This window comes from Tianweitania sp., assembly GCF_032053605.1.
GTDB lineage: Bacteria > Pseudomonadota > Alphaproteobacteria > Rhizobiales > Rhizobiaceae > Tianweitania.
Map to the genome: position 1 here is coordinate 15,035 of NZ_DAMBUH010000002.1, position 26,689 is coordinate 41,723.

Annotated in this window: 24 protein-coding genes; 12 read left to right on the forward strand and 12 right to left on the reverse strand. The window is 61.8% G+C overall.

Translation table 11 applies throughout. The features are described from left to right. The 4 genes from RTX98_RS00765 to RTX98_RS00780 all read right to left on the reverse strand — a co-directional run. The coding region (locus RTX98_RS00765) for an ATP-binding protein (RefSeq protein WP_312793924.1) at positions 1 to 1,542 on the reverse strand (1,542 nt) is incomplete at its 3' end. After that, positions 1,542 to 2,813: a DNA repair exonuclease gene (locus RTX98_RS00770; protein ID WP_312793925.1), complete on the reverse strand. Its 1,272-nt coding sequence runs from the start codon at positions 2,811 to 2,813 to the stop codon at positions 1,542 to 1,544. The genes RTX98_RS00765 and RTX98_RS00770, both read right to left, overlap by 1 nt. Positions 2,814 to 2,874: 61 nt before the next feature. After that, a complete protein-coding gene (locus RTX98_RS00775; protein ID WP_312793926.1) occupies positions 2,875 to 3,897 on the reverse strand; it encodes an LLM class flavin-dependent oxidoreductase in 1,023 nt (340 codons plus the stop codon). A gap of 84 nt (positions 3,898 to 3,981) precedes the next feature. After that, positions 3,982 to 4,224: a WGR domain-containing protein gene (locus RTX98_RS00780; RefSeq protein WP_312793927.1), complete on the reverse strand. Its 243-nt coding sequence runs from the start codon at positions 4,222 to 4,224 to the stop codon at positions 3,982 to 3,984. Positions 4,225 to 4,464: 240 nt separating this feature from the next. Between RTX98_RS00780 and RTX98_RS00785 the strand changes: the two genes are divergently transcribed. Further along, a complete protein-coding gene (locus tag RTX98_RS00785) occupies positions 4,465 to 6,624 on the forward strand; it encodes a TonB-dependent siderophore receptor (RefSeq protein WP_312793928.1) in 2,160 nt (719 codons plus the stop codon). A 79-nt stretch (positions 6,625 to 6,703) separates the two neighbouring features. On the opposite strand, the gene RTX98_RS00790 is transcribed toward RTX98_RS00785, so the two are convergent. Next, a complete protein-coding gene (locus tag RTX98_RS00790) occupies positions 6,704 to 7,069 on the reverse strand; it encodes an ArsR/SmtB family transcription factor (RefSeq protein ID WP_312793929.1) in 366 nt (121 codons plus the stop codon). Between the two features lie 104 nt (positions 7,070 to 7,173). On the opposite strand from RTX98_RS00790, the gene RTX98_RS00795 reads away from it, so the two are divergent. Beyond that, positions 7,174 to 8,370 (forward strand): MFS transporter, encoded by a 1,197-nt coding sequence (locus tag RTX98_RS00795; protein ID WP_312793931.1) that lies wholly within the window; start codon positions 7,174 to 7,176, stop codon positions 8,368 to 8,370. 10 nt (positions 8,371 to 8,380) lie between these two features. Here RTX98_RS00795 and RTX98_RS00800 read toward each other — a convergent pair whose 3' ends face one another. Then, complete coding sequence (locus RTX98_RS00800; RefSeq protein WP_312793933.1) at positions 8,381 to 8,818, reverse strand: Lrp/AsnC family transcriptional regulator; 438 nt, start codon at positions 8,816 to 8,818, stop codon at positions 8,381 to 8,383. 115 nt (positions 8,819 to 8,933) lie between these two features. Here RTX98_RS00800 and rocF point away from each other — a divergent pair, with 115 nt between their 5' ends. Next, a complete protein-coding gene (rocF, locus tag RTX98_RS00805) occupies positions 8,934 to 9,854 on the forward strand; it encodes an arginase (protein WP_312793934.1) in 921 nt (306 codons plus the stop codon). Continuing rightward, positions 9,854 to 10,909, forward strand: a complete 1,056-nt coding sequence (locus RTX98_RS00810) for an ornithine cyclodeaminase (RefSeq protein ID WP_312793935.1) — start codon at positions 9,854 to 9,856, stop codon at positions 10,907 to 10,909. Before rocF ends, RTX98_RS00810 begins: the two co-directional genes overlap by 1 nt. A 98-nt stretch (positions 10,910 to 11,007) precedes the next feature. Here the strand turns inward: RTX98_RS00810 and RTX98_RS00815 are convergent, their stop codons facing one another. From RTX98_RS00815 to RTX98_RS00830, 4 genes are read right to left on the reverse strand one after another with little or no spacing between them, the layout of a single operon-like run. Further along, a complete protein-coding gene (locus RTX98_RS00815) occupies positions 11,008 to 11,790 on the reverse strand; it encodes an ABC transporter ATP-binding protein (RefSeq protein ID WP_312793936.1) in 783 nt (260 codons plus the stop codon). Beyond that, entirely contained in the window at positions 11,783 to 12,508 is a 726-nt protein-coding gene (locus RTX98_RS00820; RefSeq protein ID WP_312793938.1) for an ABC transporter permease, read from the reverse strand. The genes RTX98_RS00815 and RTX98_RS00820 overlap by 8 nt, the downstream gene beginning before the upstream one ends. Next, complete coding sequence (locus RTX98_RS00825) at positions 12,508 to 13,230, reverse strand: ABC transporter permease subunit (protein WP_312793940.1); 723 nt, start codon at positions 13,228 to 13,230, stop codon at positions 12,508 to 12,510. Before RTX98_RS00825 ends, RTX98_RS00820 begins: the two co-directional genes overlap by 1 nt. Before the next feature lie 33 nt (positions 13,231 to 13,263). After that, positions 13,264 to 14,013, reverse strand: a complete 750-nt coding sequence (locus RTX98_RS00830) for an SDR family NAD(P)-dependent oxidoreductase (RefSeq protein WP_312793942.1) — start codon at positions 14,011 to 14,013, stop codon at positions 13,264 to 13,266. Between the two features lie 97 nt (positions 14,014 to 14,110). Between RTX98_RS00830 and RTX98_RS00835 the strand changes: the two genes are divergently transcribed. The 4 genes from RTX98_RS00835 (at position 14,111) to RTX98_RS00850 (ending at position 17,550) form a co-directional block, all read left to right on the forward strand. Then, positions 14,111 to 14,890: an IclR family transcriptional regulator gene (locus RTX98_RS00835; RefSeq protein WP_312793944.1), complete on the forward strand. Its 780-nt coding sequence runs from the start codon at positions 14,111 to 14,113 to the stop codon at positions 14,888 to 14,890. Further along, positions 14,874 to 15,644 (forward strand): SDR family NAD(P)-dependent oxidoreductase, encoded by a 771-nt coding sequence (locus tag RTX98_RS00840; RefSeq protein ID WP_312793946.1) that lies wholly within the window; start codon positions 14,874 to 14,876, stop codon positions 15,642 to 15,644. The genes RTX98_RS00835 and RTX98_RS00840 overlap by 17 nt, the downstream gene beginning before the upstream one ends. Next, positions 15,641 to 16,543, forward strand: coding sequence for a polysaccharide deacetylase (locus RTX98_RS00845; protein WP_312793948.1), 903 nt, complete (start codon positions 15,641 to 15,643; stop codon positions 16,541 to 16,543). The genes RTX98_RS00840 and RTX98_RS00845 overlap by 4 nt, the downstream gene beginning before the upstream one ends. 167 nt (positions 16,544 to 16,710) lie before the next feature. Further along, a complete protein-coding gene (locus RTX98_RS00850) occupies positions 16,711 to 17,550 on the forward strand; it encodes a transporter substrate-binding domain-containing protein (protein ID WP_312793950.1) in 840 nt (279 codons plus the stop codon). Positions 17,551 to 17,612: 62 nt separating this feature from the next. Here RTX98_RS00850 and RTX98_RS00855 read toward each other — a convergent pair whose 3' ends face one another. Continuing rightward, positions 17,613 to 18,530 (reverse strand): LysR family transcriptional regulator, encoded by a 918-nt coding sequence (locus RTX98_RS00855; RefSeq protein WP_312793952.1) that lies wholly within the window; start codon positions 18,528 to 18,530, stop codon positions 17,613 to 17,615. Positions 18,531 to 18,637: 107 nt separating this feature from the next. Here RTX98_RS00855 and RTX98_RS00860 point away from each other — a divergent pair, with 107 nt between their 5' ends. From RTX98_RS00860 to RTX98_RS00875, 4 genes are read left to right on the forward strand one after another with little or no spacing between them, the layout of a single operon-like run. Continuing rightward, positions 18,638 to 20,032 (forward strand): VOC family protein, encoded by a 1,395-nt coding sequence (locus tag RTX98_RS00860; protein WP_312793954.1) that lies wholly within the window; start codon positions 18,638 to 18,640, stop codon positions 20,030 to 20,032. A gap of 9 nt (positions 20,033 to 20,041) precedes the next feature. Continuing rightward, complete coding sequence (locus tag RTX98_RS00865; RefSeq protein ID WP_312793955.1) at positions 20,042 to 21,463, forward strand: FAD-binding oxidoreductase; 1,422 nt, start codon at positions 20,042 to 20,044, stop codon at positions 21,461 to 21,463. A gap of 27 nt (positions 21,464 to 21,490) precedes the next feature. Next, a complete protein-coding gene (locus tag RTX98_RS00870) occupies positions 21,491 to 23,023 on the forward strand; it encodes an aldehyde dehydrogenase family protein (RefSeq protein WP_312793956.1) in 1,533 nt (510 codons plus the stop codon). A 12-nt stretch (positions 23,024 to 23,035) separates the two neighbouring features. Then, entirely contained in the window at positions 23,036 to 24,268 is a 1,233-nt protein-coding gene (locus RTX98_RS00875) for a pyridoxal phosphate-dependent aminotransferase (RefSeq protein WP_312793957.1), read from the forward strand. Between the two features lie 81 nt (positions 24,269 to 24,349). On the opposite strand, the gene RTX98_RS00880 is transcribed toward RTX98_RS00875, so the two are convergent. Then, positions 24,350 to 26,689: putative bifunctional diguanylate cyclase/phosphodiesterase (locus tag RTX98_RS00880; RefSeq protein ID WP_312793958.1), on the reverse strand; the 2,340-nt coding region annotated here is incomplete at its 5' end.

Genomic DNA, 26,689 nt, shown 5'->3' on the forward strand with positions numbered 1-26,689 from the left:
GAGGTCGCGGATCTTGTCGGCGTGATCGGCTTGACGTTTTTCGAGGGTGGCGAGTTTGGAACGCCAGGTCTCGATCTGCGATCCGTCGGGAAGGGACAGGGAGCGAAGCGCTAGGCCGTCGCCTGACCACGGGGCAAGCAAGGCGAGTGCGTTGTCGGTGCGGGATTGCGCTGCCGGCAGGTTGCGCTCGGCCAGACGGAGTTGTGCGAGGAGATCGCTTTGACGCAGGCGGGCGAGGGCGGCTTGCAGTTGCGCGGCGAGAGATTGTGAGATGGGACTCTTGACCGTATCGTCTTCGTCCTGCGACTGACGTGCCTCTTCCAGCGCTGCGACCGCGGCTTCCTGCTCGCGGGTTGCGGCGTCGAGCGCCACGTCGATGCCGGAGCGGGAGGCGATCAGCTCGCGCAGGGTGCCGATGGTGGCTGCCGGGACGAGCAGCGTTTCGGGTTCGACGTCCGGAGCTGCACCGAGCGTCCGGGTGATGAGGGTGATCTGCAGATCGCGGTCGGCCAGCTCCTTGCGACGCTTGGGCAGATCTTCCTCGGCCGTGCTGTAGCGAGCGGCGGCGTCTGCCAGTTGGTTGAGCTGGTCGGAAAGGGCAAGCAGTTGCTCGTCGACTGCGAGGTCATCGAGTTCTTGGCCGGCCAGTGCCGCGCGGTCTTCCAGGCCATTGAGGCGGGTTTGCAGCGTGGCTTCTTCCTTCATCAGGAAGGGAAGCTCGGCGCTCCAATGGGCGGGCGGCTGCGGCAGGTCGCGGAAATCCTGCAAGGCCTCGGCCAGGCGTGCATGTTCGGCGCCAAGCGGAACGGCGCGCAGCAGGCGGGCGATTTCTTCGTGGCGGGCTCGGGCAGTGCCCTTGTCGCGCATGGCCTCATCATAGGCGGCTTCAGCCTGCTTCAGGGCGAGGACCAGCGCGGTGAAGGCGGAGGCCTGGGTGTCGATCTCGTCGCGGCGAGTCTTGAGGTCGGCGATACGGCGTTTCAGAACTGCGATGTCGGTCGTGCTGGCGCGCTTGCGGAAGATCGTGTCCGCTTCCTGCGCGGTTTTTTCGAGCGCGGCACTGATGCCGGCGAGGCCGGCGCTGGCGGAAAACAACAGCTCGCCGAGATCGCCTTTGCTTTCGAGGATAGCATTGCCACCGCTTTCCAGCGTTTCGTCATCGAGCGAGAACATCGTGCGGTAGGCGTCGCGGCTGAGCCCAGCCAAGGGTGCGCTGAGTAGCGCTTCGTTGACCGGCTGGCCTTGTGCGTTGATCAGCGAGTTGATGCGCTGTTTCAGGCGCTTCAGCTCGTGGGTCTTGCCGTCGAACTCCAGGCAACCGCCGACTTCCATGGCCTTGTTCTGGTGCAGGAAGCCGTAGCGTGTACGCTCCTCGATGCCGAACAGCAGATCGAGAAAGCCGGACAGCGAAGTGGATTTGCCGGCTTCGTTGAGGCCATAGATGATGTGCAGGTCGGGCGTGCCCGGCTCATGCTCGCCGAAGTCGATGGCGTAATCTGTGAACTTGCCATAGCGAGTAAGATCGAGGCGGCGCAAGCGCATCAGTCGGCTCCCGCGCCGGCCAAGCGGAGGCGAGCCAGGATGTCCTCGCTTCCGTCGAGGAGAAGGCGGTCGATCAGGGCCTCGAACTCCTGTTCATCCTTGCCGCTGAAGGCGCGGGCCTCTGCCGGAAGATCGTCGCGCAGCTCGGTTACGAGGTTGCGGATGTCTTCGCGCACGGCCTCCTGATTGATGATGTCGGTCTTCATCAGCGCGCCGAGTTCTGCGACGGGATCGGCCGAGCCGTTGACGGGAGCGTTTGCCGACGGGGCGGAGGTGGACAGCTCGATCTTCTCGATCCAGGTCTTCCCCATGCCTTCTATGCGCTGCTCGATCTCGGTCAGCAGCAGGTCGCGATCACGGCGTAGCGCCCAGGATAAAGGCGTTTGTCCTCCAAGCATCAGGCGGCCGACGAGATGGTCGGCGCGGGTGGTATCGCGCACTGCCGCCACCGCCTGTTCGATCTGCTCGATCGCTTCGCGCCAATCCGTTGCGGAAGAAAGATCGACGGGAATGCGCTCGAATTGGGCGATGCTGGTGGGGCGCTCTTCCACGATGATGCTCTTGTCGTCGCCGATGGTCACGAGCGTCACCGTCTTTTCGCCGGCTTCGTTGATGTCGCGTCCTTGCGGCATGCCCGGCATGATCACCGTGCGCTCGCCGGCATGTTGGCTGCGCGTGTGGATATGGCCCAGCGCCCAGTAATCGAAGCCCCAGTCATGCAGGTCGGCGACCGGAATCGGCGCATAAAGATCATGGCCCGGCGCGCCCGCCAGGCTCGTATGCATGATGCCGATATTGACCGTGTCGGGGGCAGGCCGCTTGTATTTCGGCAGCAGGCTTTCAGGCGCGTGCGGCTTGGTGAAGCTCAAGCCGTGCAAGACGATGTCGAGACCGTCATGGCTGATCTCGACGGTCTCGCCGCGCCCGTTGAACACTTTGAGCGAGGGCGGCAGGGTCAGTTCGGCGGTGATCTTCGACAGCGCATCGTGATTGCCGCGGATCTTGTAAACGGCGATGCCGGCCTGGTGCAGCCGCTCCATCTGGCTTGCCAGGAAGCGCGCCGTCTTCATGGAAGTCTGGTCGCCGTCGTAGAGATCGCCGGCGATGATGAGGGCATCGACCTGTTCGTCCAAACAGAGATCGACGATTGATACGAGCGCCTGGCGGGTCGCATCGCCGATCAGGGCTGCCAGATCGGGGTTGCGCAGGCTGAGAGAGCGCAGCGGCGAATCCAGATGGATGTCGGCTGTGTGAACGAAGCGGAAGGGCATGAGCACTCGATCTCTTGCAGCGGCCGCTTGGGATCAGCCGGCCGCTGCTGAAGTGAGCGGCTCAGCGCCACCCAAGCGCTGGAGCGACATGGGTCAGAATCGACTCGATCGCATGCACATTATAGTCGACGCCAAGCTGGTTCGGCACCGTCAGAAGCAGCGTATCGGCTTCCTGAATGGCTTCATCCCCGGCCAATTGCTTGACAAGCACGTCCGGCTCGGCGGCGAAGGAGCGGCCGAAGATGGCGCGGGTGTTCTCGTCGATCATGCCGATCTGATCCTGGCTCTTGCCGTCATGGCCGAAATAAGCGCGGTCGCGATCATCCACGAGGGCGAAGATGCTGCGGCTGACGGAAACGCGCGGCGTTCTTTCATGACCGGCATCCTTCCACGCTTCGCGATAAGCGCGGATCTGCTTGGCCTGCTGGATATGGAATGGCTCGCCGGTTTCATCATCCTTCAGCGTCGAGCTTTGCAGGTTCATGCCCATCTTGGCTGCCCATACGGCGGTGGCGTCGGATCCCGCGCCCCACCAGATGCGCTCGCGCAAGCCGGGTGCATGTGGTTCGAGCCGCAACAGGCCGGGCGGGTTGGGGAACATCGGCCGAGGGTTCGGCTGCGCGAAACCCTGACCCTTCAGAACCTCCAGGAAGATCTCGGCGGCATGGCGCGCCATGTCCGCATCGCTTTTGCCTTCCGGTGGCGCATAGCCGAAATAGCGCCAGCCCTCGATCACCTGTTCGGGCGATCCACGACTGATGCCGAGCTGCAAGCGCCCGCCGGCGATGAGATCGGCCACGCCGGCATCTTCGGCCATATAGAGAGGGTTTTCGTAGCGCATGTCGATGACGCCCGTGCCGATCTCGATGCGGCTGGTTCGAGCACCAACGGCAGCCAGCAACGGAAAGGGGGCGGAAAGCTGGCGCGCGAAGTGATGAACGCGGAAGTACGCGCCGTCCAGCCCAAGCTCTTCGGCAGCGACGGCGAGGTCAATGCTCTGCAGGAGAACATCGCTGGCCGAACGCGTCTGCGAATGCTGAGAGGGGGACCAATGGCCGAAGGACAGGAAGCCGAGCTTTTTCATGGATGAGAACTCCGGGGACGTTTGGTTCCTAGCTATGCGCTAGCGCCTCCTTTTGCATCCCGAGCTTTCAGCAACAGACTGTCGTTACTTCGTATAGCCCCGGCCGCGCTTGACACGCTCCAGTTTGGCAAACGCGGTGCGTGCAGCTTTGGGATCGTCGAAAGTCTGCATCATGGATTGGCCAGACGTGCCGATCCTGCCCCAGTTGCGGACAAGGGATGCTTCACCAAACAATGTGGGCTGGATCGTCAGCTGGTAGAAACGCCGCATGTTGCGCGTGGGATCGACGCGGTTGAGGTGCAAGGCTGGGTTGTCGAGGTCTGTCATGGCGGAAGGATCGCTTCAGGAAGGACTCGCGTCCAACGCGTTCTTTGAATCGATCCGCTTCCAACGATTCAGGCCGCTGATGATTGACCGCTCCAAGTGCGGTTTCTGTCATGAGCCTGTCATTTGTTGCTTTCGGGTCACGCGGCGATGACATTGATGGAGAGGTATTTAAACTGGACTGGTAGCCTCATGTAATCTCGCCTAGTGGTTGCAGCATTGTCGCTTCGCAGGGGATCTCACATGCTTTCACGTCGGTGGCTGACTGGCGCCAGCTTCGTCGCACTCGCTTCGGTTTTGGCCGCAACGCCGGCCTGGTCGCAGGCGGTGCAGCTTGAAACCGTCGTGGTTCAGGGCGAGGGCGGCGCCGGCAACGGGACGGGCACGTCGGCGGTTGAAGGCTATGTCGCGGACGAAACCCGCACAGGTTCTAAGACCGACACGCCGATCGAGGAGATCCCGCAGGCCGTATCGGTTCTTGGCCGTGAGGAAATCGACGATCGCGGCGCGCAGAAGGTCGACGAAGCCCTGCGCTATACGGCCGGCGTCTTCACGCAGCCTTTCGGCGCCGACAGCGACACGAACTGGATCTACATCCGCGGCTTTGACGCGACGCAGACCGGCACCTATCAGGACGGATTGCAGCTGCAGAGCTTTGCGTTCGGCGCTTACTTCATCGACAGCTTCCTGCTGGAGCGCATCGAAACCCTGAAGGGTCCGGCATCGGCCGTCTACGGCTCGAGCAACCCCGGCGGCATCGTCAACTACGTGTCGAAGCGTCCGAATGGCGAGACCTTCAAGACAATTGAAGCCGGCATCGACACCAACGGCACGGGCTATGTCGGCTTCGATGCCGGCGGCTCGTTCAGCGAAGCGGTGGATTATCGGCTCGTCGGCCGTTTGTTCGGCGGCAACGGTTATACGGATTTCGAAGAACAGTTCCGCGGCGTGATCTCGCCGAGCATCACCTGGTCGCCAGATGCGGCAACCAGCCTGACGGTGCTGGCCAACTACACCCACATGGATCTCACTCACAGCGGCGGCACCTTTCTGCCTTATGTCGGCACCGTGGTGGACGCGCCTTATGGCAAGATCAGCCGCGACGCCAATTTCACCGAGCCGGACATCGACGATTACGATCGCCAGCAGGCCTCGATCGGCTATGAATTCGCGCATACCTTCGACAACAACTGGACCTTCCGCCAGAATGCGCGGATTGGCGTTGCCAGCATCGAGGAAGCGTATCTTTATCCGAACGGCTACGCCGATCTCGCGGCCGGCGAGCTCGCCCGCGTCAACTTCAGCCACGACACGGACATCAACTCGCAGCTGATCGACAACCAGATCGAAGGCGCGGTGAAGACCGGTGCACTCGATCATACGCTGCTCGGCGGCTTCGAGTACAAGCGCTTCAACATCGACCAGGTTCAGTCGTCGGCCTTGTTCGGCACCACGACGCCGATCAGCGCATTCGATCCGATCTATGGCGTGCCGCAGCCAAGCGGTCCGGTGTCCTACATCAACCAGGATCTGACGCAGCAGCAGGTCGGCTTCTATGCGCAGGACCAGATCCGCTTCGGCGGCGGCTGGCTGGCGACGCTGAACGGCCGTTACGATCATGTCTGGACCGAAACTGAAAACCGCCCGAATTTCTACGGCCTGACCGAAGATGCGGAGCGCGACAGTGGCGAATGGACCGGCCGCGCAGGCCTGGCCTACGAGTTCGCCAACGGCATCGTGCCTTATGCCAGCGTTGCGAGCTTCTTCAATCCGGTGATCGGCACGACGGGTGACGGCGCGCTGTTCAAACCGGAAACGGGCGAGCAGTATGAAGTGGGCGTGAAGTACAAGCCGACCAGCTTCGACGGCCTGTTCACGGTCGCTCTGTTCGACCTGACGCGCCAGAATGTGCCGACCACCGATCCCACGAATATCTTCGCACAGGTTCAGACCGGCGAGATCCGCTCGCGCGGCATCGAGTTGGAAGGCAAGGTCAACCTGAATGACAACTGGCGCTTGACCGCGGCCTTCACGACGATGGATCTGGAGGTCACCGAGGACACGGATGCGACGATCGTCGGCAATCAGCCGTTCCTGATCCCGGAAACACAGGCTTCAGCCTTCGTGGACTACACGTTCACGCACGGCGCGCTGACGGGCCTTAGCTTAGGTGGCGGCGTGCGCTTCGTGGGCTCGTCCTATGCCGACCGCGCTAACACGCTGAAAGTGCCCGACGTGACGCTGGCCGATGCGCGCATTGGTTACACCAAGGACAATTGGAGCGCGGACGTCACGGTGTCCAACCTGTTCGACGAGAAGTTCGTGTCGGGCTGCCAGGGCGAACTGGTCTGCTCCTACGGTGAAGGCCGCAAGGCGCTGTTCAAGATCAGCTCGACCTGGTGACACGCCGGTCGGAGCGATGCTCCGGAGGCCGATCTAACGAATAGAAACAAGCCCTGGCTTCGGCCGGGGCTTTTCTTTGTCAGGTTGCGGCGTTGTGGGCTTCGAGATCCAGGAGCACGGTTTCCACGGAGGGAAGATTGATCGCGGTTGCGATGATGCTGTCGAGGACGCCGGGAAAGCGGTTGTCCAGATCCTCGCGCCGCAGCGATACGCGGCGCTTTGTGCCTTCGATCCGCACGTTGATGACGCCCGCTTCGCGCAGCTTTCCGACATGGTAGGTCAGGTTGGTCTTGGAGGTAAGCGGTGCAAACTGCCCGCAGACCAGACCTTCCGCCGCTTCTGTCCGCGCTAGACAGCCGATGATCGCCAGGCGGGTTTCATCGCCCAACGCTGCCAGCACGTTGGGAAGGGAGATTTGATCGGGATCAGGATGGGGGAGGCTCATGGAGGAGACATAGCGTGTCGCGCTGCTTAGTTCAATAAGTCTTGAACATCGGCTTGACAGGGTCGCGCTGATGTTCAATTGTCCAACGATTATTGAACAAAGGAATGATCGTGGACATACGGCTAATCTGGCTCGCGGTGGGCACTTTCGCGATCGGCGTCGAAAGCTTCGCCATTTCCAGCATACTGCCGCAGATAGCGGATGCCACGCATGTGTCGGTGACTCAGGCCGGCTATCTCGTGATCGCGTTTTCTCTGGCCAATGCATTCGGAGCCCCAGTGCTCGCCGCGCTGACGGGAACGGCCGATCGACGGCTCATTCTGACGGTCACGGCACTGTTGTTCGCCGCTTGCGCGGCTTGGGCAGGCTTGGCTGACAGCTATTTCGAACTGATGGCAGCGCGCGTGCTGATGGCTTTCTGCGCCGGGCTTTATACGGCAACAGCGCAGGCAACCGGCGTTGCGATCTCCAAGCCCGATCATCGCGGACGCGCGATTTCCGTGATCGTTGGCGGCACGACGATGGCGGTGGCTTTCGGCGCGCCCTTAGGCGCCTTTGTCGCTGGAACGGTGGGATGGCGGGGCAATTACGCGCTGGTGACCGGGTTTGCGGTGATCGCCGCAGTAGCCATCTGGGTCATGCTGCCGAAAGGCTTGCGCGGAGTGCAGCTGTCGCTGCGTGAGCGCGTTGCGGCCGTGACCATCCCCGGCGTTCCCTCGGCCTTGCTCATGACCCTGCTGTATATGGCGGGCGCTTTCACCGTCGTCATCTACCTCGCGGTCATTACGACCGGCTCCATCGGACTGTCGCGCGAGCTGGTGCCTGCCGTTCTGCTGACCTTCGGGATCGGGGCAGCGCTCGGCAATCCTGTCGGGGGCCAGCTTGCCGACCGGATCGGCGCACGTAAGACGGTTGCCGGAGCCGTTGTGTTGAACGGGTTTCTGCTGGCCTGCCTGTCGCTTGTGCCTTATCTGCCCGCACCGGCGATCACACCGAGCTTCTTCTTGCTGATGCTTGTTTGGGGCGCATCCGGCTGGGCCTTCGCGCCTGCGCAATCCAGCCGCCTTGTCGGTCTGGCGCCGACCAGCGCGCCGCTGCTGCTATCGCTGAATGCGTCCGCCCTTTATCTCGGCATCGCCGCGGGTGCGCTGACCGGAGGCCTTGTTCTGCGATACGGCACGCCCGGCGATTTAGGCTGGGTCGGCGCGATGTTTCCCTTGGCTGTGCTGGCAGTGATAGCGACCTCGGCAGCAGGGCGGCGGAGTTCAGTGCGGACGCCGGCGATTGCGAGCCCGCGCTAAGCCGTCGCACTCAAAGCCGCGCTTTCGTACTGCGCGGTGTCGCTAGGAGCAGGTTGGTTTCGCTGGCGATGATGCCAGGCAGCAAGCGAATGCGGCGCAGCACATTGTCGAAGTCGGCCAAAGTCGCGGCGCTGAGTTCCACGATCAGGTCCCAGCGGCCGTTGGTGGTGTGGATCTCGGAAATTTCGAGAAAGCCGCCGAGCGCCGAGATGACGCGCTCGGTCACGCGGCCCTCGATCTCGATCATCATGATGCCGCACACCGGCAGATCGACGGTATCGGCGCGCAGGATCACCGTGTAGCCGACGATGCTGCCGCTCTTTTCAAGGTTCTCCACCCGCGTCCGCGCCGTCGCGCGCGAAACGCCGAGTTCGCTTGCCAGATCGGAAATGCTGCGCCGCGCATTGTGCCGCAAAAGGGTGATCAGTCGCTGATTGAGCGCGTCCATTCCAAAACGTCCGTTTAAGCTGCCAAAATGGCAGGTTTATCTATGTAATTCGACAAATCAATATGTTCGAACTGCCGATCTCCCATGGCCTATTGCGGGGCATAGGAGATGACGAATGCATTGCAGATTAATAGGCGTCCCGCTTCAGGACGGTAATTCGCATCGGGGTTGCGAGATGGGGCCGAGCGCTTACCGGACGGCCGGTCTCGTGGAGGTTCTGGCCGAGCTCAGCCATGAGGTCAGCGACCTCGGCAACGTTACGCTGCCGCAAACAGTAGCGAAGACGCACCCCAATTCCGCCGTTCACCACCTGACGGAAATTGCCGGATGGACCGAGGTTCTGACGGATGTCGCCTACCGCGAGAGCGCTGATGGCATGCCGATCTTCCTCGGCGGCGATCATGCGCTGTCGGCCGGCACCGTCGCCGGTGTTGCGCGGCGTGCAGCCGAGCTTGGCCGTCCGTTGTTCGTGCTGTGGCTCGATGCCCATACCGATTTTCATACGCTGGAAACAACCGATAGCGGCAATCTTCACGGCGTGCCGATGGCGTATCTTACGGGCCGTCCAGGCTTCGACGGCTATTTCCCGCCCAACGCGCATCCCGTCGACCCCGCCAATGTTTGCATGATCGGCATTCGCAGCGTGGATCCGGCCGAACGCGCCGCACTCGCTGAAAGCCCGATCACCGTCGTCGATATGCGCTCCATCGATGAGCACGGCATCGCGGCGCCTTTGCGCCAGTTCATCGAGCGGGTGGAAGCGGCCAACGGCCTGCTTCATGTCAGCTTGGATGTGGACTTCCTTGAGCCAGACATCGCGCCGGCGGTGGGCACCACGGTGCCCGGCGGCGCCACCTTCCGCGAAGCGCATCTCGTGATGGAGATGCTGCATGACAGCGGCCTCGTTTCCAGCCTCGATCTCGTTGAACTCAATCCCTTCCTCGATGTCCGCGGCCGAACCGCCCGGCTGATGGTCGATCTGACCGCCAGCCTGATGGGCCGCCGGGTCTTGGACCGTCCAACCAGGAGCTATTGATGCCTGCGCTCGAAAACCTGAACCTCGTTCCCTTCGTCAGCGTCGAGAAGATGATGGATCTCGTGCTCGCCACGGGAACCGAAACCTTCCTGACCGAGCTTGCCGCTTACATCGAGGAAGATTTCCGCCGCTGGGAAAGCTTCGACAAGGTCGCCCGCGTGGCGGCGCATTCGATTGACGGCGTGATCGAGCTGATGCCGGCAAGTGACGGACGGCTCTACGGCTTCAAATATGTCAACGGTCACCCCAAGAACACCAAGACCGGCCGACAGACCGTGACCGCCTTCGGCGTGCTCGCCGATGTCGACACAGGCTATCCGCTGCTTCTATCGGAAATGACCATCCTGACTGCGCTGCGCACGGCAGCGACCTCGGCGGTGGCTGCAAAATACCTGGCGCCGAATGGCTCGCGCACGATGGCAATCATCGGCAATGGCGCGCAAAGCGAGTTCCAGGCGCTGGCCTTCAAGGCGCTGCTCGGCATCGACAATATCAGGCTCTACGACATCGACCCGTCCGCGACGCAGCGCTGCAAGGGTAATCTGGAACGCTTCGGCTTCCATATCGAGGCCTGTTCTTCGGCCGAACAGGCTGTGGAGGGCGCTGATATCGTCACCACCGTGACGGCCGACAAGCAGAATGCCACGATCCTCACCGACAACATGATCGGCGCCGGCCTGCACATTAATGCGGTTGGCGGCGATTGCCCGGGCAAGACGGAACTGCATCGCGATATCCTGCTGCGCTCCGACATCTTCGTGGAGTTTCCGCCGCAAACGCGCATCGAAGGCGAGATCCAGCAGCTGCCGGCCGATCATGCGGTGACGGAGCTTTGGGATGTCATCGCTGGCAATGCGCAGGGTCGTCGTTCCGACCGGCAGATCACGTTATTCGACAGCGTCGGCTTTGCCACCGAGGACTTTTCAGCGCTGCGCTATGTCCGCGACAAGATCGCCGGCACCGCCTTCTTCGACAATCTCGACCTGCTGGCCGATCCTGACGAACCTCGTGACCTTTTCGGCATGCTGCTGCGGCGGCAAGCGGCCCAAGGCTGACAAAGAGAAGGGGAGGGCGCAAGCGTCCTTCCTTCTTCGTTTTACCTGGCCGACGCTGAGCAATCAGCGACACACAGACGTGCCGTGTACCAGGCCGGTCAGTGGCTATGCGCCGTGGCGATGAACTGCCGGAAGCGCTCGGACTTCGGATTGGCAAAGGTTGCCTTGGCCGGACCGTCTTCCTCGATACGACCCTGGTGCAGGAAGATGACGCGGGTGGCGACTTCGCGTGCGAAGGCCATTTCGTGGGTGACGACCAGCATGGTGCGGCCTTCCTCCGCCAGCGCGCGGATGACCTTGAGCACCTCGCCGACCCGTTCCGGATCGAGCGCGGAGGTCGGCTCGTCGAACAGCATGACATCGGGATGCATCGCGAGCGCGCGGGCAATCGCGGCACGCTGCTGCTGTCCGCCGGAGAGATGCGCGGGATAGGCGTTGATCTTGTCGGCAATGCCCACCTTGTCGAGAAGCGCCTTGGCTTCGGCGATACAGTCGCTGCGATGGCGGCCCTGAACGTGGATCGGCGCTTCGATGAGGTTCTGCTCGATCGTCATATGCGACCAAAGATTGAAGCTTTGGAACACCATGGCGACACGGGTGCGGATGCGGTCGATCTGCTTCTGGTCGGCAATAGCGGGGCCGTTGCGCGTCGTCTTCAGGCGAATGGCCTCGCCGTTAATCGCAACTTCGCCGGCAGTCGGCAATTCGAGCATGTTGATGCAACGCAGCATCGTGCTCTTGCCTGATCCGGAAGAGCCGAGGATCGCAATGACCTCGCCCTTCTGCGCTTCGAGGGAAATGCCCTTCAGCACTTCCAGCGCGCCGAAATGCTTGTGGATGTCGCGCAGCGAGACGACGGGCTGGGAAGATTGATCAGGCATGAGCGAGTTCCAGCTTGGCAGCCACGTTCTTGGGGCGGCGAAGATGCGGCGTCAGCCACCAGTCTAGGAGGGCGATGACCCGCGTGAGAATGAAGTTGATGGCCAGATAGATGACGCCGGCGGCGATGAACACTTCCACCGGACGATAGCTTTCGGAGATCAGCTTGGCTGCGATGCCCGTGACTTCCATCAAGGTGATGGTGGAGGTGAGCGACGTCGCCTTCACAATCAGGATCAGCTCGTTGCCATAACCGGGCAAGGCACGGCGGATCGCGATCGGCAGAATGATGCGGCGGTAAAGGCGAAGGCCCGACATGCCGTAAGCGCGCGCCGTTTCGATCTCGCGCATTGGCACCGAGCGCAAGCCGCCGCGCAGGATCTCACTGGCATAGGCCGAGCTGTTGAGCGCCAGCGCCAGGATCGAACACCAATAGGGATCACGCAGGAACTGCCACAGGCCGAGGCTCTGCAAGGTCGGGCGGAACTGGCCGAGCCCATAATAGATCAGGAAAATCTGCACCAGCAGCGGAGTGCCGCGCAGAACGAAGACGTAGAAGCCGGCGATCTGGTCGAGAACCGGGATCTTTTTCGTGCGGATAATGGCGATCAGCACGGCCAGCACGGAGGCGATGAGAAAGGCGACGGCTGCGAGCTTCAGGGTGAGCGGAATGCCGCCGAGAAGCTGCCAAAAGGTCTGGCCGATGAAGGCGAAATCCATCAGGCCGCTCCTTCCAGACGCACGCCGCGCGCCGTGCGCTTTTCCAGATACTGGAACAGTTGCTGCGAGATCCAGGCAATGACGAGGAAGATGGCGCCGGCGATCAGGAAGAACTCGAAGGGCCGGCGGGTTGAGCCCGCGGCGATCTGCGACTGACGCAACAGTTCCACGAGACCGGTGACGGAGATCAGGGCGGATTCCTTCAAGGCCATTTGCCAGATATTGCCGATGCCCGGCAAAGCGTGCTGGACAATTTGCGGCGCGATGATGCGGCGAAACAGGAGGAAGCGGCTCATGCCGACAGAACGGCCGGCTTCGATCTCGCCGGGCAGCAGCGAGCGAAAGGCACCACGAAACACTTCGGCCTGATAAGCGCCGGACACAACACCGATGGCGGCCGCACCTGCAACGAAGGGCGGGATGCCGACGAACCCTTCGCCGCCGAAGGCTGCCGCGACATTGGTCACCAGCAGGCTGCCGCCGAAATAGAAGAGATAAACGACGAGAAGATCGGGAATGCCGCGCAGCACCGTCGTATAGGTGTCGCAGCCGACGCGGAAGGCCAGATTGCCGGCCAGCCGCGCCCAGGCGAGCAGGCCGCCAATCATGGTGCCGAGCAGGAAGCCGCAAAGCGCGACCGCCACGGTCATGCCGGCCGCACTCAGGAGCGATCGGCCCCATCCATCGGGGCCGAAGCTCAACAAACCAAAGAACTCTGCCATTCCCTGCCTTCTTGTTTTAGCCGGTTCAGGCGGTCAGATGTTGAACTGGAACCCGTCCACGGTCAGCGCCTGACCGGTCATGAAGCAGGGTTCGGAGGTCGCAAGGAAGGTTACGACGCGGGCGACATCATCGGCGGTGCCCAGGCGACCGAGCGCGATGCCTTTCTTGGTTTCTTCTTCGCGGGCCGTGAAGTCGGTGTCGATCTCGGTCTGGATCACGCCGGGACAGATCGCATTGATAGCGATGTGCGGCCCGAGTTCCTTGGCGAGCGCGCGGGTCATGCCGAGAATGCCGGCTTTGGCCGCAGCATAAGCAAAACGGCTGACGGCTTGCGTAACGCCGCCGGTGAAAGCGTTAAGCGAGGAGATCGACACGATGCGCCCGCCGCCGTCGCGGATCATGTGCGGCGCGGTGTGCTGGATGTAGTTGAAGCAGCTCTTCAGGTTGATCGCGATGGCGTGGTCAAACTGGTCTTCGGTAATGTCGAGGATGCTTTCAGGCGCGGAACGGCCGGCATTGTTCAAAAGGAAGTCGATGCGGCCGAACTGCGCGACTGTTGCTTCCACGATCTCGCCGGCGCGCGCATGGCTTGCGACATCCGCCACAAAGCCGACTGCCTTGATGCCGAGTTGTTCGCAGAGGTCGGTTGTTTCACTTAGTTCTTTTTCAAGCAGATCCACCAAAGCGAGGTTGTAGCCGGCGCGGGCGAGATCCAGCGCACAGGCCTTGCCGATGCCGCGCGCCGCACCTGTGACGATCGCGACCTTCTTGCCTTCCATCATGTTACTTCCGATCCTTTTCAATCGGCCGCAATGATGATATGCCCAAGCCAAATTCTTCAATAAGAATATGGTTCACATACAAGAACAAAGCTCAGAGGTGAAATCGGCCGTTCGGGTGTTGGAAATCCTCGAACTGCTGGCCCGTTCACCAAAGCCGCTGACGCTGAAGATGATCGTGTCCGAACTTGGTTATCCCAAGAGCAGCACCTTCAACCTTCTGGCGACCCTTGTTTCGCGCGCTTATGTCGTGCGCAACGATGGTGAAGCCTATGCGATCCACGAAGCTTTCCGGAACGGTCCGGGCTGGGCGGGCGGCGGCGAGGCATCGCTGATCGCCGTAGCCGCGCCGATCATGGACGCTCTGCGCGACCGGCATGAGGAAACGGTGTTCCTCGGCTCGAGGCGCAAGGATGGGCGGGTGAAGATCCTCGCCAAGAGCGTCAGCAACCAGTCCATCCGCTTCGATTCCGATCTGACGGGCTCCGACCCCGCTTTCTGCACCGCCATGGGCCGGGTGCTTCTCGCGCATTGGGTGCCGGAAAAGGTTGCGGCCTATCTCGCCAAGGAGCGGATCGTGCAGATCACGCCGCAAACAGTGATCGACCGCGTGCAGCTGCGCCGTATCGTGGAGCAGACGCGCGAGGACGGTTTCGCGATCAGCGACGAGGAAGCGGTTGTCGGCGGATCGGGCGTAGCGGCGCCGGTACGCGACGCGAGCGGCGAGGTGATTGCGGCGCTCAATATGGCAACGGTTTCGACACGATTTGCCGCACGTCGCGAAAGCATGATCGAGGCGGTGGTTCAGTCGGCCGAGGAACTCAGCCAGCGACTTGGCTACCGAACAGCGGACAAGGGCAGGAATGGACATCCAGTTTGAAGGAAAGCGCGTTCTCGTAACGGGAGCAGCGCGAGGTATCGGGCGTGCGATCTGCGCGGCCTTTGCACAGGAAGGCGCAGCCGTCACGGCGAGCGACGTGAACGAGGCGGCGCTTGCCGAGGTAACGTCGGTCGTGCCGGCACGAGGCGGATCGGTGACAACCGTGCTGCTCGACGTCACCGATGAGGCTGGACTGGCGGCTTTCGCTGCCGAGGAAGAAAAGCGCGGCGGGTTCGACATCTTTGTGCATGTCGCCGGCGGGGTGCTCGGCCAGCGCGCCAAGCCGGTGGAAGAGGTTCCGGCAGAAGACTGGGACAAGATCTACGGCGTCAATGTGCGTGGCGCGTTTCTTGTCGCGAAGGCGCTCGTGCCCGGTATGAAGAAGCGCGGCGCGGGCAAGATGGTGTTCATCTCGAGCGGCGCCGGTCTTGGCGTCAGTTTGACCGGTATCCAAGCCTATGCCAGCGCGAAGGCAGCGCTCATCGGGTTGACCCGCCAGCTTGGTCATGAACTCGGACCCTTCGGCATCAACGTCAATTCGGTCGCCCCCGGCTTCCTGCCGACCAGCCCGGATTACGAGCGGCAATGGGCCTCTTATGGAGAGGCCGGGCAGAAGGCGATGCTGGAAGACATTCCGCTGCGCCGAATCGGTGTGCCGGAAGACCTGTCCAACGCCGTTCTGTTCCTGTCCTCGCCCTTCGCCAGCTATATCAGCGGCCAGACCTTATCCGTCAGCGGAGGGCCAAAGCCATGAGCGCCGATGCCACGGTTCTGCCGACCTGGACGTGGCCGGAAGAGCGGCTGCAGACCATCCTCAACAGAGCCCGCGCCGGGCGCTCACTGAAGCCCGAAAGCTGGCCGGGCGGTGCGCGCTGTGCGGTGGCGCTGTCCTTCGATTCCGATCACGACACATTCGAGCTACGCGATGGCGGCCGCTCCATTTCTGCGCTGTCGCAGGGCCAGTTTGGCCCGCGCCAAGGCGTGCCGCGCATCAAGGCGCTACTGGCGCGCAACAGCATTCCGGCGACCTTCTTCGTGCCAGCCGTATCCGCGATCCATTACCCGGATGAGCAACGCGGCCTTGTGGCGGACGGCCACGAGATCGCGTTGCATGGCTGGATCCATGAGCGAAACACGCTGCTCGATGCAGATACCGAACGCGATCTGGCGCTGAAAGCAGCCGATGCGTTGGAAAGGATCACCGGCGAACGTCCGGTCGGCATTCGCACGCCGTCCTGGGACTTCAGCGACGCGACTTTGGCGATCTCGGCCGAAATGGGGCTGCTCTACGATTCCTCGCTGATGGCGGATGTCGATTGCTATGAGCTGCTGCTCGATGGTCAGCCCTCCGGCGTGATCGAGCTGCCTGTGGAATGGATCCGCGACGATGCCGCTTATCTCGTGATGGACCGCTGGGGTGGATTGCGGCCGCAGATCGCGCCGCATGACATCCTCAAGATCTTCATGCGGGAGTTCGATGCGGCTTATCAGGAAGGCGGCATCTTCCAGCTGACCATGCATCCCGACATCATCGGCCATCGCTCGCGCCTGTGGATCCTGGAGGAGCTGATTGCGCATATCCTGGGTCACAAGGGGATCTGGTTCGCGAGCCATGCTGACGTCGTCAGACATGCGAAAGCGGCATCCGCCTGACAGGAATGTACCTGTCAGTGAACGCAATTCACGTATGAGAACAAAGTTCCGCTTTTCAGCTGCGCGGCGACGCGGCAGGTTCTGATCCGAAGAGCGGCGAAAATCGTCCGCTCAGGGGAAAGAACAACGTCTGGCGGCACGCTGTTGCCGCCCAGAGGAGAAATGGAATGAACAAGACAATCACTGTTCTCGCAGCCTGCGCGCTGTCGGCTTTGACCTTTGCTGGTGCCGCCAGCGCCAAGGAATGGAAGACCGTCAATGTGGGTGTGGAAGGCGCCTTTCCGCCTTTCAACGCAACGGCGCCAAATGGCCAGCTCGAGGGTCTCGACCTCGACGTCATCAACGAAGTCTGTAAGCGTGCAAAGCTCGAGTGCAACATCATCGCGCAGGATTGGGACAGCCAGATCCCGTCACTGGTTGCCGGCAAGTTCGACGTGATACTGACGGCGGGACCGAACCCGGAGCGCCGCAAGACGATCGACTTTTCCGATCCCTACGTGATCACGCCCAACACCTTCCTCGTTGCAGCCGATGGTCCGCTGGCCAAGCTGCCGCATGATGGCGAGAGCCTGTCAAGCGAAACGCCGGAAGGCAAGGCGGCGCTTGCGGAGATTAAGGAAGCCGTGAAGGGGCTGACGCTCGGTGGTTCGCTTTCCACGAGCCAGTTGCAGTTCGTTGAAGAGAACTTCGGTGACGCGGTCGAAGTTCGTTCATACAAATCCTCGGAGCAGGTGCTTCTCGACCTCGAAGCCGGTCGTCTCGATGGCCAGTATGACAACGTCGTCTTTGCACGCGATCGTGCGGAAAAAAGCAATGGCGCGCTGAAGATCAGCGGTCCTCTGCTGGTCGGCGGCATTCAGGCCACCAATGTCTGCCTTGGTGTTCGCAAGGAAGACGGCGAGCTTAAGGAAATCCTGAACAAGGCGCTGGCCGAGCTGAAGAGCGACGGCACCTTGGCCAAGATCTCGGAGAAGTGGTTCAAGCTGGACCTCAGCCCAAAGGGTTGAGCCTCCGGAACACGATTGAAAAAGCGGGGCCAAGGCTCCGCTTTTTGTTTTAAGAAGACCGCTCAGTTCGCGCTGCTGCTGACCTGGCCGAGCAGCCAGTCGGTGAACTGTTGCGCCAGCGGCAGGGTCTGCTTGGCTTCGGGCGTGACGACGTAATAGCTGTTTTCGGTTTGCAGCGGCAGGTCGACGACCACCTCGAGCGCGCCGGTCCGCAGTTCCGTTTCGATGAGATAACGCGGCACCAGAGCATAGCCCATGCCAGCGATGGCGGCTTCGATGATCATGGAGAACTGGTCGAGGCGGTGGCCGCGAAAGGCCGTGCGCGCCTCGACGTCTGCCATGGCGAACCACTGCGACCAGAGTTTTGGACGGGTGGCCAGTTGCAACAGCGGCTGCTCGGCAAGGGCTGCTGCTGTCATGGTACCCTCCGGTCGTGGGGACGAATCCAGAAGGGTGCGGCTTGCGACCGGGATGATCGTTTCGCTGCACAGATAAATTGAGTTTGCACGCGCCCAGACCGGCTGGCCGTAATGGATCGCAAGATCGAAATCTTCGTCCTCGAAATCGAACGGCGCCGAGCGCGAGCCGATGTTCAGCACCACGCCGGGGTGACCGGCGACGAAGTGCGACAGCCGAGGGCTAAGCCAGCGGCTGCCGAAAGTGGGCAGCGTGGCAACGCTCAGAGTCTGTCTTGCATCGGCGGAGGCCATGGCGCGCAGCATCGTGGTTTCGCTTTGCTGCAGGAGCTTGCGAGCCTCGGGAAGAAAGCGCTTGCCGTCGTCCGATAAAATCACGCGCTGGCGGACACGCTCGAAAAGCAGCGTGCCGAGATGCTGTTCGAGATCCTTGACCTGACGGCTGACGGCACTTTGCGTCAGGCTGAGTTCCTGGGCCGCACGCGTGAAGCTGCCATGCCGCGCGGCACATTCGAAAGCCTGCAGGGCGCCGAGATCCGGAAGATAGCGTCTAGCAAGGTTCATGCGCATTTCGCATCAAGTCAGTTGAATCCATCGTGAGCAAGGCGGGTCATCGCCACTTATAATCCACATCCTGTATCAACCACAGTCTTGCCGGATGAGGAAGTCAGATGGGTCAATACGTTGCCGCCAGCGAGATCCGCGCCGCATTTTCGGCAGCGATGTCTGCAATGTACCGCACGGAGGTCCCGGCCTACGGCACGTTGATGGAACTGGTTGCCGAGGTGAACGGGAAGGTTCTCGCGACTGACCCGGCCTTGCGTCACAGCCTTGATGCCACCAACTCGCTCGGCCGCATCTCGGAAGAGCGGCACGGCGCGATCCGCTTGGGCACGCCTGCCGAGCTCGCGATGATGCGCCGCGTGTTTGCGGTAATGGGCATGTTCCCGGTCGGCTATTACGATCTTTCGGAAGCCGGCGTGCCCGTTCATTCAACGGCGTTTCGCCCTGTTGGCGAGGACGCGCTGAGCATCAATCCCTTCCGCGTGTTTACCTCACTGCTGCGGCTGGACCTGATTGCCGACGAGACGCTGCGAGCCGAAGCGGAGGCCGTCCTGAACAAGCGCCAAATCTTCACGGATGAGGCTGTCGCGCTCGTGGAACAGGCCGAGAAATCTGGTAGCCTCGACAAGGCCGATGCCGACCGCTTCGTCGGCGAGGTGCTGGAAACCTTCCGCTGGCATGACAAGGCCAATGTGTCTGAAGACATGTATCACCGCCTGCATGATGCGCATCGCCTGATGGCCGATGTGGTGTCCTTCAAGGGCCCGCATATCAATCATCTGACGCCGCGCACGCTCGACATCGATGCCGTGCAGGACCTCATGCCGTCGCGAGCCATCGCGCCGAAGGCCATCGTCGAAGGACCGCCGACCCGCGCCTGCCCCATCTTGCTGCGACAGACTTCGTTCAAGGCGCTGGAAGAGCCGGTGTCCTTCCGCTCGGAAGACGGTCCCTGGAAGTCCGGCTCGCATACCGCACGCTTCGGCGAGATCGAGCAGCGCGGCATTGCGCTGACGCCCAAGGGCAGGGCGCTTTATGATCAACTGCTCACCGAAACGCGGAGCAAGGTGCGGCCGGCCGCGGACGGCTCCAATGCTGAAGCCTATGTTGCGGCGCTGGGTGAGACCTTCAAGCAGTTCCCGGATGATTGGGCGGGCATCCGCGCCGTCGGGCTTGGCTACTTCACCTATTCGCTGACGGCAGCGGGTGAGAAGTCGGCGCCGCGTCCTGACGCCGATATCGAGACGCTGATTGCCGATGGCTTGGTGCGCTTCGACCCGATCACCTATGAAGACTTCCTGCCGGTCAGTGCAGCCGGCATCTTCCAGTCCAACCTCGGCGACGATGCGGCCCAAGAGTTTCAGGCGAGCCCGAACCAGATGCGCTTCGAAGCCGATCTCGGTACAGCCGTGCTCAACGAGTTCGACCATTATGCGGCGATCGAGCAGGCCTCGTTCGAAAGCTGTCTGGCAGCTCTTGGCAAGTTGCAGGCGGCGGAATAAGCCGGAGGGATGATCGCCTCCACCCATCATACCGCGCTGGCCGACTTGATCGGTGCAGAGAATGTGCTTGTCGAAGCTGGCGATCGTGCAGGCTATGAAACGGGTGCGCGCTATGATCGTGGGGAAGCGGCGTTGGTTCTGCGCCCGCGCGATACGGCGCAGGTCTCGGCAGCCGTGGCATATTGCGTTCGCAACGACATCGCGATCGTACCCCAGTCCGGCAATACCGGCGTGGTGTCTGGCTCGACGCCGGATGTCAGCGGCGGTCAGGTCGTGCTTAGCCTCGATCGGCTGAGCAAGACCTTTGCGCTCGATGTCGAGAACAGGTCGCTGCATGTCGATGCGGGCTTTCGCCTTTCCGATATCAACGGAAGGCTGGAAGAGTACGGTTTGCAGTTCCCGATCGATCTCGGCGCCGATCCACGCATTGGCGGCATGCTTTCGACGAACACCGGCGGATCGCGGTTTTTGAAGTTCGGAGATGTCCGCCGCAATGTGCTGGGTATCAGGGTGGTGTTGGCTGACGAGAACGGCACGGTGCTCGATCTCCTTTCGGGGCTTCGCAAGAACAACACCGGCGTCGATTGGAAGCAGGTTTTCATCGGCACATCAGGTGCATTCGGCATCATCACGGAATGCGAGATCAACCTGGAAGCGCTGCCGCGCCAGGTGGCAACCGCGCTGCTGGTGCCGCGCGATGGCAAGGCCGTGATGCCGCTGCTGGCGGCGATGGAACGGCGGTTGGGTTCCTATCTTTCAGCCTTCGAAGGCATGTCTCGCAATGCCGTGGAAGCGACGCTGGCGCATGTGCCGTCTTTGCGTAATCCGTTCCAGAACGGCGTCGTGCCCGATTATGTCATCCTGACCGAAGTCAGCCGCGACTGGGATCCGCGTGAGGGCGAACAGCCGCTGGATGCGGTGCTGGAAAGCGTGTTGGCTGAAATCTGGGAGATGGACGATGCGCCGCTGTCGGATGCCTTCGTCGGTCCCGCACAGGAAATGTGGGCGCTGCGCCATGCTTTGTCGGAAGGGGTGAAGCATCGCGGCCGGCTGGTTGGGTTCGATCTCAGCTTCCGCCGCCAGGATGTGATTGCCTTTTGCGACTGGATGAAGGACGCGCTGCCTGCCAAGTTTCCGGGCGTCCTGATCTGCGACTTCGGCCATATCGGCGATGGCGGCGTGCACTTCAATCTAGTGTTCGATAGGGGTGCTCACCACGACGCCGAGGTGGAAACCGCGCTACGCGAATGGGTCTATGCCGTTGCAGTCGAACAGTTCGACGGCAGCTTCTCGGCCGAGCACGGCATCGGCCGCAAGAACCAGATGTTCTACGACCTTTACACCGAAGCAACGCGTCGCACGCTCGCCGATGGCTTGAAAGCCATCACTTCGCCTGCCCAACTTGGCGCGGTCCGCTTCGGATCGGCCTGACCCATCAACGATATCAGGGAGCATTTCATGGACACGCAATCGACGGGAAAAAGCGTTTCAACTGAAACCAAGGCGCTGCTTGCCAAGCTGGGCGTTGCCGACAAGGCCGTTTCGGGTGGCACGATGTCGTCTTTCACGCCCGTGACCGGCGAGAAGATCGCCGATTTGCCGGTGCACAGCGCAGACGACGCCAGCGCAATCATCGAACGCGCCGCAACCGCGTTCCGCGACTGGCGTCTTGTGCCGGCGCCCAAGCGCGGCGAACTCATCCGCCTGCTGGGCGAAGAGCTGCGCGCTTCCAAGGCCGATCTCGGCCGCTTGGTTTCGATCGAGGCTGGTAAGATCCCGTCCGAAGGCCTCGGCGAGGTCCAGGAAATGATCGACATCTGCGACTTTGCCGTCGGTCTGTCGCGCCAGCTCTACGGTTTGACCATCGCGACCGAGCGTCCGGGCCATCGCATGATGGAAACCTGGCATCCCCTCGGCGTCGTTGGCGTCATCTCCGCCTTCAACTTTCCGGTCGCAGTTTGGTCGTGGAATACGGCGCTGGCGATCGTTGCCGGCAATACCGTTGTCTGGAAGCCGTCGGAAAAGACGCCGCTGACGGCACTGGCCTGTCAGGCAATCTTCGACCGCGCGATCAAGCGTTTCGGTGACGCACCAGCTGATATTTCGCGGGTTCTGGTTGGCGACCGCGCAATCGGCGAAGTGCTGGTGGACCACCCGAAGGTCGCGCTGGTTTCGGCGACCGGTTCGACCCGCATGGGCCGCGAAGTCGGTCCGCGTTTGGCCAAGCGCTTCGCCCGTTCGATCCTCGAACTCGGCGGCAACAATGCCGGCATCGTATGCCCATCGGCCGATCTCGACATGGCGCTTCGCGCGATCGCTTTTGGTGCGATGGGCACGGCCGGCCAGCGCTGCACTACGCTGCGCCGCCTGTTCGTTCACGCGGATGTCTATGACAAGCTCCTGCCGCGCTTGAAGAAGGCCTATGAGAGCGTTTCGGTCGGCAGCCCGCTGGAGACCAACGCACTTGTCGGCCCGTTGATCGACAAGGCAGCGTTCGAGGGCATGCAGAAGGCGATTGAGGCAGCCAAGGCGATCGAGGGTCAGGTGACCGGCGGTGACCGGGTCGATACGGGTGCGGCCGAAGCCTACTACGTCAAGCCGGCGCTGATCGAGATGCCGGATCATGCCGGCCCGATGCTGGAAGAAACCTTCGCGCCGATCCTTTACGTCGTGAAGTACACCGATTTCGACGAAGCCTTGCGCATGCATAATGATGTCGGCGCCGGCCTTTCCTCGTCGATTTTCACCCTGAACATGCAGGAATCCGAGCGCTTTTTGGCCGTTGACGGGTCGGATTGCGGCATTGCGAACGTAAATATCGGCACTTCCGGTGCAGAAATCGGCGGTGCGTTCGGCGGTGAGAAGGAAACCGGCGGCGGTCGTGAAAGCGGTTCGGATGCCTGGAAGGCCTATATGCGCCGCGCCACCAACACCGTGAACTATTCGAAGGCTCTGCCGCTGGCGCAGGGCGTTTCGTTCGACATCGAGTAAGCGGCGGCTCCGATGAACGCTCCCACTCCCGTTGAAGAGGCCGGCTTCGCGCCGGCCTCGCGCATCGCCCGGATCGACGTGTCAGAGATCGTGCGCATCGGTGCGCGGGCTCAGGCGCTGAAGCGCGAAGGCGAGCCGATCATCATTCTGGGCGCCGGCGAGCCGGACTTCGACACGCCGGACTTCGTCAAGCAAGGCGCGGTCGACGCCATCATGGCCGGCGACACGAAATACACAGCGCTCGACGGCACGCCTGCCCTCAAGCAGGCAATTCAGGCCAAGTTCGCGCGCGAGAACAATGTCGATTACGCGCTGGACGAGATCACGGTTGCGACAGGCGCCAAGCAGATCCTGTTCAACGCCATGATGGCGTCGCTCAATGCGGGCGATGAGGTGGTGATCCCGACGCCGTATTGGACATCCTATTCCGATATTGTGCAGATCGCCGAAGGCGTGCCGGTGCTCGTCACCTGTACGGCTGAAGCCGGGTTCCGACTGAAGGCGGAGCAGCTGGAACAGGCGATCACGCCGAAAACCAAGTGGGTGCTGCTCAACTCGCCGTCCAACCCGTCGGGTGCGGCTTACAGCGAAGCGGATTACCGGCCGCTACTCGACGTTCTGCTGCGGCATCCGCAGGTCATGCTGCTCGTGGACGACATGTATGAGCACATCACCTATGACGACTTCCGCTTCGTCACGCCGGCGGCGATAGAACCGCGCTTGAAGAACCGCACGCTGACCGTCAACGGCGTGTCCAAGGCCTATGCCATGACCGGCTGGCGCATCGGCTATGCCGGTGGACCGAAGGCGCTGATCAAGGCGATGGCCGTGGTGCAGAGCCAGGCAACGTCGTGTCCGTCATCGGTCAGCCAGGCGGCATCGGTAGCCGCTCTGAACGGCGACCAGTCATTCCTCCAGGAGCGCAAAGCGAGCTTCCAGCGCCGGCGCGATCTGGTTGTGGCCGGGCTGAACGTAATCGAGGGCATTACCTGCCGGGTGCCGGAGGGCGCGTTCTATACATTCTCCAGCTGTGCCGGGTTGTTAGGCCGAAAGACGGCGGATGGACGAACGATCGCAACAGACTCCGACTTTTGCAACTACCTGCTGACGGATGCGCATGTTGCGGTGGTGCCGGGCTCTGCCTTTGGACTTTCGCCGTTCTTCCGCATCTCCTACGCGACGTCGGAAGCGGAACTCACCGAAGCCTTGTCGCGCATCGCAGGGGCGTGTGAGGCGTTGACGTAACACGGGAACCTCGTTGCTGATCGGCGGCGAGGTTCCGAGTCCTGCGATCTATGTCAGACGCAGTTCAGCCTATCTGCCTGCTCATGCTGCGGCAATCATCGACCGCTTTGTCTTGATGAAGCGCTGCTCGAATTCGCCGGCCGGCATCGGCGCTCCGAACAGGTAGCCTTGTCCTTCCGCGGCATAGTTCTGCATGAAGCGAGCCTGCGCGTTTGTTTCGATCCCTTCCGCAATAACAGTGAGACCGCAGCCTTCCGCCATGCGCGCGATGGCGTCGACGATGGCTTGGTCCTTAGGATCGTGCTCCACATTGCGGACGAAGGACTGATCGACCTTCAAGCGGTCGATCTGCATGCGCTTCAGCATGGTCAGTGACGCAAAGCCGGTGCCGAAATCATCGAAAGCGACGAAAAGACCGAGTTTGCGTAGCCGAGCAAGATGATCGAGCGTCATGACCTCGTTCTGCAAAACGATGTTCTCGGTGACTTCAAGTTCAAGCGCAGATGCCGGCAAGCCGCTTTCAGCCAGGACATGCTCTACGCGTGACACGAAGTCGGGTGAGCGAAGTTGAGCTGGAAACAGGTTTACGCCGATGCGAAAATTGCTTTTGCCTGCTTTGCGCCAGCTTGCAGCCTGACGGCAAGCAGTCTGCAGGATCCAGTCGCCGACCGGAACAGCCAGCGAGCTTGTTTCCAAGACAGGCAGAAAAGCCGCTGGAGACACCACGCCCGCCTCTGGATCATTATAGCGGATGAGCGCTTCGGCGCCCACGAGCGCATTGTCTGATAGTCGCACCTGGGGTTGGTAATAGAGCTCGAAGTGACCTTCCTCCCAGGCTGTTCGCATCGCGCTTGACAACCGACCCCGCTCGTCGGCCGCCGCCCGCAACTCGCCGGTAAACAAACGAACGCGACCCTTGCCTTTGGCCTTGGCGTCATAAAGGGCGAGGTCGGCATTATCGAGGATCTGCATCGAGCTCGACCCCCGATGCTGGGAGCGTTTTGCGCCGACGCTTGCTGAGACATAAACAACCTGATCGCCGACGGGGATCGGTTCTTCCACAGCCTTGATAAGCTTCACGCCGAGCATTTCGGCACGCACGGCATCGATGTCATCGCGTATGAGAATGGCAAATTCATCGCCGCCCAACCGAGCAACGACCATTCCGGAATCGACATTCTTCTTCAAACGATCGGCGACAATCTTCAACACGACGTCGCCGCCATGATGCCCGAAGGCATCGTTGACGCTCTTGAAGCCATCGAGGTCCAGAAGCAGAACTGCGAAGTCCTTGCTGTTCCCGGAAGCCTCTTCCTTGATCGAGACGGCAAGGAGATCAAGGAAGCGGGTGCGGTTCGCCAGGCCGGTCAGATGATCAGTGAAGGCCAGTGTGCGGATCTGGCTCTCGCTGCGCAGCCGTTCGCGCTGGTCGCGGAATGCCAAAACCGTTTGCTGCCGCGCACCGAGGCCGACCTGCCTGCGGATGACGCGCACTGGTACAATATCGCCTGTTGCGGCGACGAGGGTGGCATCCGTTTCCTCGCCATCGAGCGCAGCAGAAAGATCGAGCGCGGGTACAAGCGTGCTGAGGGTCGAACCGGCAAGATCTTGCTGCTGATAGCCGCTCAAGCGTTGAAGCGTGTCATTAACAGACACGATCGTTTCGCCCTCGCAGATCGCGAGGCCTTCCAAGGCAAGGTTCGCCAGTTCACCAAGACGCTGACGTTCGCGCCGTAGCGTCGCTTGCGCATGCAGGGTCATGCGCAGGCCGGCAATTGCAACGCCGAAAACGCCAATGCTTACGGCGGCAACGATCGGGGCCAGCACATCCGGGTGAGCAGTCAGCGGAGGAAACTCCACCGTGGGATCGATGGTGAAGCTGAGTGCGGCCATGCCGGTCAAGTGCAGCACGGCAATTGCCAGAAGGAGCAGCGGTGCGCCCAAAAGCCTGACCCGCTTGTTCCGCTCTCCCGACACCGTCAGCGATAAAGCGAAAATCGGCAGGCTGCCGACGATCGAGGCTGTTACCAGGCCAGCGTCGTAAGTGACTTGGCCCCGGACGACATAAGCGTGTTGCCCAAGGTAATGCAGCGCGACAATGCCGAGACCAAGAACGAACCCACCCGCGAGACGGCGCAGTCGCTTGTGCTGCCCGATCGAGACGAGCATGCCGGCGCCGATGCCGATGATGGCCGCTATCAGCGAAATGCCGGTGACAATCAGCTCGAACCCGGCCTGCATTCCGGGCTGGAAGGCGAGCAGCGCGATCATATGCGTTGCCCAGGCGGTACAACCGGCGGTGATGATTGCGGTGATGGCGAGGATTGCTCGCCGGCGGCCCTGCGAGCGCCCGGCGTGATTGGCCACGGAGAAGGAGCCGTAAACACCGATCGTGCACACCAGGGCGGCGACAATCAGCGA

Excerpts from the sequence above, each read along its gene's own strand:
- RTX98_RS00770 (WP_312793925.1), bottom strand. The coding sequence starts at position 2,813 with ATGCCCTTCCGCTTCGTTCACACAGCCGACATCCATCTGGATTCGCCG.
- RTX98_RS00775 (WP_312793926.1), bottom strand. The coding sequence starts at position 3,897 with ATGAAAAAGCTCGGCTTCCTGTCCTTCGGCCATTGGTCCCCCTCTCAG.
- RTX98_RS00780 (WP_312793927.1), bottom strand. The coding sequence starts at position 4,224 with ATGACAGACCTCGACAACCCAGCCTTGCACCTCAACCGCGTCGATCCC.
- RTX98_RS00785 (WP_312793928.1), top strand. The coding sequence starts at position 4,465 with ATGCTTTCACGTCGGTGGCTGACTGGCGCCAGCTTCGTCGCACTCGCT.
- RTX98_RS00790 (WP_312793929.1), bottom strand. The coding sequence starts at position 7,069 with ATGAGCCTCCCCCATCCTGATCCCGATCAAATCTCCCTTCCCAACGTG.
- RTX98_RS00795 (WP_312793931.1), top strand. The coding sequence starts at position 7,174 with ATGATCGTGGACATACGGCTAATCTGGCTCGCGGTGGGCACTTTCGCG.
- RTX98_RS00800 (WP_312793933.1), bottom strand. The coding sequence starts at position 8,818 with ATGGACGCGCTCAATCAGCGACTGATCACCCTTTTGCGGCACAATGCG.
- rocF (WP_312793934.1), top strand. The coding sequence starts at position 8,934 with ATGCATTGCAGATTAATAGGCGTCCCGCTTCAGGACGGTAATTCGCAT.
- RTX98_RS00810 (WP_312793935.1), top strand. The coding sequence starts at position 9,854 with ATGCCTGCGCTCGAAAACCTGAACCTCGTTCCCTTCGTCAGCGTCGAG.
- RTX98_RS00815 (WP_312793936.1), bottom strand. The coding sequence starts at position 11,790 with ATGCCTGATCAATCTTCCCAGCCCGTCGTCTCGCTGCGCGACATCCAC.
- RTX98_RS00820 (WP_312793938.1), bottom strand. The coding sequence starts at position 12,508 with ATGGATTTCGCCTTCATCGGCCAGACCTTTTGGCAGCTTCTCGGCGGC.
- RTX98_RS00825 (WP_312793940.1), bottom strand. The coding sequence starts at position 13,230 with ATGGCAGAGTTCTTTGGTTTGTTGAGCTTCGGCCCCGATGGATGGGGC.
- RTX98_RS00830 (WP_312793942.1), bottom strand. The coding sequence starts at position 14,013 with ATGATGGAAGGCAAGAAGGTCGCGATCGTCACAGGTGCGGCGCGCGGC.
- RTX98_RS00840 (WP_312793946.1), top strand. The coding sequence starts at position 14,874 with ATGGACATCCAGTTTGAAGGAAAGCGCGTTCTCGTAACGGGAGCAGCG.
- RTX98_RS00845 (WP_312793948.1), top strand. The coding sequence starts at position 15,641 with ATGAGCGCCGATGCCACGGTTCTGCCGACCTGGACGTGGCCGGAAGAG.
- RTX98_RS00850 (WP_312793950.1), top strand. The coding sequence starts at position 16,711 with ATGAACAAGACAATCACTGTTCTCGCAGCCTGCGCGCTGTCGGCTTTG.
- RTX98_RS00855 (WP_312793952.1), bottom strand. The coding sequence starts at position 18,530 with ATGAACCTTGCTAGACGCTATCTTCCGGATCTCGGCGCCCTGCAGGCT.
- RTX98_RS00860 (WP_312793954.1), top strand. The coding sequence starts at position 18,638 with ATGGGTCAATACGTTGCCGCCAGCGAGATCCGCGCCGCATTTTCGGCA.
- RTX98_RS00865 (WP_312793955.1), top strand. The coding sequence starts at position 20,042 with ATGATCGCCTCCACCCATCATACCGCGCTGGCCGACTTGATCGGTGCA.
- RTX98_RS00870 (WP_312793956.1), top strand. The coding sequence starts at position 21,491 with ATGGACACGCAATCGACGGGAAAAAGCGTTTCAACTGAAACCAAGGCG.
- RTX98_RS00875 (WP_312793957.1), top strand. The coding sequence starts at position 23,036 with ATGAACGCTCCCACTCCCGTTGAAGAGGCCGGCTTCGCGCCGGCCTCG.